The sequence below is a fragment of the Actinosynnema sp. NPDC004786 genome (assembly GCF_053601135.1).
This window is the reverse complement of record NZ_JBSGBG010000117.1, coordinates 1-1441: the sequence shown is the minus strand read 5'-3', so window position 1 is coordinate 1441 and position 1441 is coordinate 1. Positions and strand designations below refer to the sequence as shown.

The 1441-nt window shown below is 68.6% G+C and carries 1 protein-coding gene; it reads left to right on the top strand.

Going from position 1 to position 1441, the window contains the following annotated elements:
- Nucleotides 1-1441: adenosylhomocysteinase (gene ahcY, locus ACWEFJ_RS39220; RefSeq protein WP_449716920.1), on the top strand; the 1441-nt coding region annotated here is incomplete at both ends.

The following is a 1441-nucleotide window of genomic DNA, read 5'->3' as shown; positions in this document are numbered from 1 at the left end:
ACCCGCAACGGCATCGACTTCGCCGTGGCGGACCTCTCCCTGGCCGAGTTCGGCCGCAAGGAGATCCGGCTGGCCGAGCACGAGATGCCCGGCCTGATGGCGCTGCGCCGCGAGTACTCGGAGGTCTACCCGCTCAAGGGCGCGCGGATCTCCGGTTCGCTGCACATGACCGTGCAGACGGCGGTGCTGATCGAGACGCTGGTCGCCCTGGGCGCGGAGGTCCGGTGGGCCTCGTGCAACATCTTCTCCACCCAGGACCACGCCGCCGCGGCGGTGGTGGTGGGCCCGCACGGGACCGTGGAGGAGCCGCGGGGCGTGCCGGTGTTCGCCTGGAAGGGCGAGACGCTCCAGGAGTACTGGTGGACCGCGGAGTCGATGCTGACCTGGCCGGACGGCGGCGGTCCGAACATGATCCTGGACGACGGCGGTGACGCCACGCTGCTGGTGCACAAGGGCGTGCAGTACGAGAAGGCCGGGGTGGTGCCGCAGCCGGAGGCCGACGACCCGGAGGAGTGGGGTCTGATCCTGGAGACGCTGCGCCGGTCGTTGGCGGCGGACCCGGGCAAGTGGACCAAGATCGCCGAGGGGATCCGCGGGGTGACCGAGGAGACCACGACCGGGGTGATGCGGCTGTACCAGCTGGCCGCGGCCGGGGAGCTGCTGTTCCCGGCGATCAACGTCAACGACGCGGTGACCAAGTCGAAGTTCGACAACCGCTACGGCATCCGGCACTCGCTGATCGACGGGATCAACCGGGGCACGGACGTGCTGATGGGCGGCAAGGTCGCGGTGATCTGCGGTTACGGCGACGTGGGCAAGGGCGCGGCGGAGTCGCTGCGGGGGCAGGGCGCGCGGATCGTGGTGACCGAGATCGACCCGATCTGCGCGTTGCAGGCGGCGATGGACGGCTACGAGGTGCAGCGGTTGGAGGACGTGCTGGACCGGGCCGACATCGTGATCACGACCACGGGCAACAAGGACGTGGTGCGGGTGGAGCACATGGCGGCGATGAAGCACCAGGCGATCGTGGGCAACATCGGCCACTTCGACAACGAGATCGACATGGCGGGCCTGGCCCGTTACCCCGGGATCCGGCGGGTCAACATCAAGCCGCAGGTGGACGAGTGGGTCTTCCCCGACGGCCACTCGATCCTGGTGCTGTCGGAGGGCCGGCTGCTCAACCTGGGCAACGCCACCGGCCACCCCAGCTTCGTGATGTCCAACTCCTTCTCCAACCAGGTCATCGCCCAGATCGAGCTGTTCGGCAAGCACCAGGAGTACGACCGCGAGGTCTACCGCCTGCCCAAGAAGCTCGACGAGAAGGTCGCCCGCATCCACCTGGAGGCCCTCGGCGGCAAGCTCACCAAGCTGACCAAGGACCAGGCCGAGTACATCGACGTCGACGTGGACGGCCCCTACAAGCCCGAGCACTACCGCTACT